The 6,745-nt window shown below is 74.1% G+C and carries 5 protein-coding genes; 4 read left to right on the plus strand and 1 reads right to left on the minus strand.

Features of this window, described 5'->3' with window-relative positions:
• Positions 1-1,139: type III PLP-dependent enzyme domain-containing protein (locus tag GTW67_RS06060; RefSeq protein WP_161163759.1), on the minus strand; the 1,139-nt coding region annotated here is incomplete at its 3' end.
• Between the two features lie 159 nt (positions 1,140-1,298).
• On the opposite strand from GTW67_RS06060, the gene hutU reads away from it, so the two are divergent.
• From hutU to hutI, 4 genes are all read left to right on the plus strand, one after another.
• Entirely contained in the window at positions 1,299-2,999 is a 1,701-nt protein-coding gene (gene hutU / locus GTW67_RS06065) for a urocanate hydratase (protein WP_161163760.1), read from the plus strand.
• A complete protein-coding gene (locus tag GTW67_RS06070; protein WP_161163761.1) occupies positions 2,996-4,213 on the plus strand; it encodes an allantoate amidohydrolase in 1,218 nt (405 codons plus the stop codon). Before hutU ends, GTW67_RS06070 begins: the two co-directional genes overlap by 4 nt.
• A complete protein-coding gene (locus GTW67_RS06075; protein WP_161163762.1) occupies positions 4,210-5,553 on the plus strand; it encodes a formimidoylglutamate deiminase in 1,344 nt (447 codons plus the stop codon). The genes GTW67_RS06070 and GTW67_RS06075 overlap by 4 nt, the downstream gene beginning before the upstream one ends.
• A 38-nt stretch (positions 5,554-5,591) precedes the next feature.
• Positions 5,592-6,745, plus strand: a 1,154-nt coding sequence (gene hutI, locus GTW67_RS06080; protein ID WP_161163763.1) for an imidazolonepropionase, incomplete at its 3' end; no start/stop codon positions are given.

A 6,745-nucleotide genomic window follows, 5' to 3' on the forward strand; every position in this document is an offset into this window, starting at 1 on the left:
GCCGCCAGCAGATCCCCCGCGAAGCACGCCGGCCCCGCCACGTCCTGCACCACGTCCGGCCCCTCCTTCGGCAGCCCCTTGCCGTCGTACGCGGCGATCCGCAGCGGCCACGCCCCCGGCGCGTACACGGTCCGCGTCGCCACCTGCACGCCCGCGTGCGTCACCGCGACCGGCCGCCCCCCGGCGCTCTTGGCGTACTCAACGCGGGCCACCACCGTGCCGTGCTTGGCCAGCAGCGACCGTCCGAACTCGGTGACCAGCCCGTACCGCCCGTCGAACAGCCCCGGCACCGCCTCGCGCAGCACACGCGCGTACGCGGCGTACGTCGGTGTCGTCTCGTCGGAGGCGAAGTTCACCGGCAGCCCGCCGCCGATGTCGAGCGTGTCCACCTGGCGGCGCCCGGCCCGCTCGTTGATCTCCTCGGCGAGCGCGTACGTCTCGGCCACGCCCTCGGCCATCAGCGCGAGCGGGATGCCCTGGGAGCCGGTGTGCGCGTGCAGCCGGGTCAGCCACGGCCGGTCCAGATACGCCCGCACCACCCACTCCCGCGCGCCCTCGTCGCGCAGCGCCACCCCGAACTTCGAGGTGGCCGTCGCCGTCGACAGTGCCTCGATGGAGCCCCCGCCGACCTGGGGGTTGACCCGGATGCCGAGCGGCGACGCGCTCGTCCCCTCGGCCAGCAGCGCGTCGATGCGCTCCAGCTCCTGCGGGTTGTCCGCGTTGACGGCGATGCCCCGCGCCAGCGCCTCGCGCAGCTCGTCCGGCGTCTTGGCGGGCGAGTCCAGCACCGTCCGCGGCGCCGGTACGCCCGCGGCCCGGGCCAGGGCCAGCTCGCCCGGGCTCGCGACCTCCGCGCCTATGCCCTCCTCGTGCAGCAGCCGCAGCACCGGCACCAGCGGGGACGCCTTCACCGCGAAGGCGTGCAGCACGGGTGTCCCCGGCGCCGTCACCGCCTCGAACGCCGCCCGGAGTTCCGCCGCCGACTCCCGGATCCCGGCGACGTCCAGCAGCCCGACGATCGGGGCGTCCGGCCCGAGCAGCCCCTGCTCCACGGCCGCCCGCACCGCCTCGTCCCGCCGCGCGGACCGCTCCGCGTCCGTGCCGCCGAGGTCACCGCTCGTGCCCGTGCCGTCGCTCACGCGTTCCTCCACACCGTCGCCGCCTGTCCTGTGCGTCCAGCCCCACACTCGCACGCACGCGCGGCGGGGCACGAACGTATTGACTAGTTCTATTCATGAGGTGAGTATGTGAATATCCGTAGTAACAATCCGCCGGGACGAGCCACCAGGAGGCAGATCATGTCCGGACCCCGCCCTGTCCGAGCGCCACGCGGTACGCAGCCGAGCGCGCTGGGCTGGCAGCAGGAGGCCGCCCTGCGGATGCTGCAGAACAACCTCGACCCCGAGGTCGCCGAGCACCCCGACAAGCTCGTCGTCTACGGCGGCACCGGCAAGGCGGCCCGCGACTGGCGCTCCTTCGACGCCATGGTCCGCACCCTCCAGACCCTCAAGCAGGACGAGACGATGCTCGTCCAGTCGGGCCGCCCGGTCGGCGTCATGCAGACCCACGAGTGGGCCCCGCGCGTCCTCATCGCCAACTCCAACCTCGTCGGCGACTGGGCCAACTGGGAGGAGTTCCGCCGCCTGGAGGCCCTCGGCCTGACCATGTACGGGCAGATGACGGCCGGCTCCTGGATCTACATCGGCACCCAGGGCATCCTCCAGGGCACCTACGAGACCTTCGCCGCCGTCGCCGCCAAGAAGTTCGGCGGCACGCTCGCCGGCACCATCACCCTCACCGCCGGCCTCGGCGGCATGGGCGGCGCCCAGCCCCTCGCCGTGACGATGAACGACGGCGTCGCCCTCTGCATCGACTGCGACCCCCGCGCCATCGACCGCCGCATCGAGCACCGCTACCTCGACGTGCGGGCCGACTCCCTCGACCACGCCCTCCACCTGGCCACCGAGGCCCGCGACCAGCGCAAGCCGCTGTCCATCGGCGTCCTCGGCAACGCCGCCGAACTGGTGCCGCAGCTCCTCGCCATGGGCGCCCCCATCGACATCGTGACCGACCAGACCTCGGCCCACGACCCGCTCGCCTACCTGCCCACCGGCATCGCCTTCGAGGACATGGCCGACGCCGCCCTCAAGGACCCGGCGGGCTTCACCACCCGCGCCCGCGAGTCCATGGCCCGGCACGTCGAGGCCATGGTCGGCTTCCAGGACGCCGGCGCCGAGGTCTTCGACTACGGCAACTCCATCCGCGGCGAGGCCCAGCTCGCCGGGTACGACCGGGCCTTCGCCTTCCCCGGCTTCGTCCCCGCCTACATCCGCCCCCTGTTCTGCGAGGGCAAGGGCCCCTTCCGCTGGGCCGCCCTGTCCGGCGACCCCGCCGACATCGCCAAGACCGACAAGGCGATCCTGGAACTGTTCCCCGAGAACGAGTCCCTGGCCCGCTGGATCAAGCTGGCCGGCGAGCGCGTCCACTTCCAGGGCCTGCCCGCCCGCATCTGCTGGCTCGGCTACGGCGAGCGCGACAAGGCCGGCGAGCGGTTCAACGACATGGTCGCGAGCGGCGAGCTGGCCGCCCCGATCGTCATCGGCCGCGACCACCTCGACTGCGGCTCCGTCGCCTCCCCGTACCGCGAGACCGAGGCCATGCTCGACGGCTCCGACGCCATCGCCGACTGGCCGCTGCTCAACGCCATGGTCAACGTGGCCTCCGGCGCCTCCTGGGTCTCCCTCCACCACGGCGGCGGCGTCGGCATGGGCCGCTCGATCCACGCCGGGCAGGTCACGGTCGCCGACGGCACGCCGCTGGCCGGCGAGAAGATCCGCCGCGTCCTCACCAACGACCCCGGCATGGGCGTCATCCGGCACGTCGACGCCGGCTACGACATCGCCGAGTCCGTCGCCGCGGAGCGGGGCGTGCGCGTGCCGATGCGCGAAGGCCGCGAAGGCCACGAGGGCGGAGCGACGCACGAGGGTGGCGCCGCGTGAGCTTCCACAGCATGTGGGCGGAGCTGCTGCCGGTCGGCCGCAGCTCCGCCTCCGGCGGCTACCGCCGCTTCGCCTGGACCGCCGCCGACGCCGACTGCCGGGCCTGGTTCCGGGAGCAGGCCGAGGCCCGCGGCCTGGCCTACGAGGTCGACCGCAACGGCAACCAGTGGGCCTGGCTCGGCGACCCGTCCGCCGGGAACGCCGTCGTCACCGGCTCCCACCTGGACTCCGTCCCCGACGGCGGCGCCTTCGACGGCCCCCTCGGCGTGGTCTCCGCCTTCGCCGCCCTGGACGAACTGCGCCACAGGGGAGCGCGGATCACCAGGCCGCTGGGCATCGTCAACTTCGGTGACGAGGAGGGCGCCCGCTTCGGCCTCGCCTGCGTCGGCTCCCGGCTCACCTCCGGGGCGCTCACCGTCGAACAGGCCCACCGCCTGACCGACGGCGACGGCATCACGCTGCCGCAGGCCATGGAGGCCGCCGGTCACGACCCGGACGCCATCGGCCCCGACCCCGAACGCCTCGACCGCATCGGCGCCTTCGTCGAACTCCACGTCGAGCAGGGCCGCGCCCTCGACCTGTCCGGCGACCGGATCGGCGTCGCCAGCGCCATCTGGCCGCACGGACGCTGGCGGTTCGACTTCCGCGGCGAGGCCAACCACGCGGGCACCACCCGCCTCGCCGACCGCCGCGACCCGATGCTGTCCTACGCCGAGACCGTCCTCGCCGCCCGCCGCGAGGCCGAACTCGCCGGTGCCGTCGCCACCTTCGGCAAGATCGCCGTCGAACCGAACGGCGTCAACGCCATCCCCTCCCTCGTCCGCGGCTGGCTCGACTCCCGCGCCGCCGACCAGGCGAGCCTGGACACCGTGGTCACCGGCATCGAGAAGGCCGCCCGCGAGTACGCCGCCGCCCACGGCGTCGACCTGGACGTCGTCCGCGAGTCCTTCACGCCCGTCGTGGAGTTCGACCACGCCCTGCGCGACGAACTCGGCCGCATCCTGGGCAGCGACACCGAGCTGAAGGTCCCCGTCCTCGGCACCGGCGCCGGACACGACGCCGGGATCCTCTCCGGACGCGTCCCGACCGCCATGCTGTTCGTACGCAACCCCACCGGCGTCTCGCACTCCCCGGCCGAGTCCGCCACCGAGGACGACTGCGTGGCCGGGGTGAACGCACTCGCCGTCGTACTGGAAGGGCTGGCCCGCACGTGACCACCACCCCGCGGACGTACTGGCTGGAACACGCCTGGCTCGACACCCACGTCGAGCCGGGCGTCGCCCTCGACGTGCGCGACGGCCGCATCACCGCCGTCCGCCAGGACACCCCCGCCCCGCCGCCCGGCGCCGAGATCCTGCGCGGCCTGACCCTGCCGGGACTCGCGAACGCCCACAGCCACGCCTTCCACCGCGCCCTGCGCGGCACCGTCCAGGTCGGCTCCGGCACCTTCTGGACCTGGCGCGAGGTCATGTACTCCGTCGCCGACCGGCTGACCCCCGAGACCTACCACGAGCTCGCCCGCGCGGTGTACGCCGAGATGGCCCTGGCCGGCATCACCACCGTCGGCGAGTTCCACTACCTCCACCACGCCCCCGGCGGCACCCCCTACGCCGACCCCAACGCGATGGGCGAGGCCCTGATCGAGGCCGCCGCCGACGCCGGCGTCCGCATCACCCTCCTCGACACCTGCTACCTCTCCGCCGGCTTCGGCGAGCCCCCGAACACCCACCAGCTCCGCTTCTCCGACGGGACGGCGGAGGCCTGGGCCGCACGCTGTTCAGTTCTCAAGGAACGGGATCACGCACGGATCGGGGCGGCGATCCACTCCGTACGGGCCGTGCCCGCCGACCAGTTGGCGACCGTGGCGCAGTGGGCCGAGGAACGGCGGACCCCGCTCCACGTGCACCTGTCCGAGCAGACCGCCGAGAACGACGCCTGCCTGGCGGCCCACGGCCGCACCCCCACCCGCCTCCTCGCCGACCACGGCGTGCTCGGACCCCGCACCACCGGCGTCCACAACACGCACCTCACCGACGAGGACATCGCCCTGCTCGGCGGCAGCCGCACCGGCACCTGCATGTGCCCGACCACCGAACGGGACCTCGCCGACGGCATCGGACCCGCCCCCGCCCTCCAGCGGGCGGGCTCGCCCCTCTCCCTCGGCTCCGACAGCCACGCCGTCGTCGACCTGCTGGAAGAGGCACGCGCGATGGAGCTGAACGAGCGGCTGCACACCCGCACCCGGGGCCACTGGACCGCCGCCGCCCTGCTGCGCGCCGCCACCGCCGACGGCCACGCCGCCCTCGGCTGGGACGACGCCGGCCGCATCGAGGCCGGGGCCCGCGCCGACCTGGCGACGATCGCCCTCGACTCGGTCAGAACAGCGGGGCCGCTGCCCAGGCTCGGCGCCGAGACGGCCGTATTCGCGGCGACGGCAGCGGACGTACGGCACACGGTCGTGGGCGGGCGGCACGTCGTACGCGACGGGGCGCACACCCTCGTGCCCGATGTGCCCGAGGCCCTCGCGCGGGCCGTCGAAGCCCTGCACGCCTGACCACCCACCCCCGCCCCCACGAGGACGTCACGGACCCCATGAGCAGCAGCACCGCCATCATCAACATCGCCGCACTCGTCACCAACGACCCCTCCCTCGGCGACCACTCCCCGCTCGGTCTGGTCCGGGACGCGGCCGTCGTCATCGAGGGCGACCGCGTCGTGTGGACCGGTGAATCAAGCAAAGCACCCGCCACTGACAATCGGGTCGACGCGGGCGGCCGGGCCGTCCTGCCCGGCTTCGTCGACTCCCACTCCCACCTCCTCTTCGCGGGCGACCGCACCGAGGAGTTCAACGCCCGCATGTCCGGCCGCCCCTACAGCGCCGGCGGCATCCGCACCACCGTCGCCGCCACCCGCGCCGCGAGCGACGAGGAACTGGAGGCGGGGCTCACCCGCTACCTCGCGGAGGCCCTGCGCCAGGGCACCACGACCTTCGAGACCAAGTCCGGCTACGGCCTGACCACCGCCGACGAGTCCCGCGCCCTGCGCATCGCCGCCCGCCACACCGACGAGGTCACCTACCTCGGCGCCCACGTCGTCGCCCCCGAACTCGCCGACGACCCCGCCGCCTACGTCGACCTGGTCACCGGCGAGATGCTCGACGCCTGCGCCCCGCACGCCCGCTGGGTCGACGTGTTCTGCGAGAAGGGCGCCTTCGACGGCGACCAGGCCCGCGCGATCCTCACCGCCGGCAAGGCCAGGGGCCTGCACCCGCGCATCCACGCCAACCAGCTGTCCTACGGCCCCGGCGTCCAGCTGGCCGTCGAGCTGGACGCCGCCAGCGCCGACCACTGCACCCACCTCACCGACGCCGACGTGGACGCCCTCGCGAACAGCCGCACGGTCGCCACGCTGCTGCCCGGCGCCGAGTTCTCCACCCGCGCGGCGTGGCCGGACGCCCGCCGCCTCATCGACGCCGGCGCCACGGTCGCGCTCTCCACCGACTGCAACCCCGGCTCGTCCTTCACGTCCTCCGTCCCCTTCTGCGTCGCGCTCGCGGTGCGGGACATGGGGATGACGCCGGACGAGGCGGTCTGGTCGGCCACGGCGGGCGGCGCGGCGGCCCTGCGCCGCGACGACGTCGGCCGCATCGCCCCGGGCGCCTACGCCGACCTGACGCTCCTCGACGCCCCGAGCCACGTCCACCTGGCCTACCGGCCCGGCGTGCCGCTGGTCAGCGGCGTCTGGCG

Source organism: Streptomyces sp. SID5910 (genome assembly GCF_009862125.1).
Taxonomy (GTDB): Bacteria; Actinomycetota; Actinomycetes; order Streptomycetales; family Streptomycetaceae; genus Streptomyces.

Excerpts from the sequence above, each read along its gene's own strand:
- hutU (WP_161163760.1), top strand. The coding sequence starts at position 1,299 with ATGTCCGGACCCCGCCCTGTCCGAGCGCCACGCGGTACGCAGCCGAGC.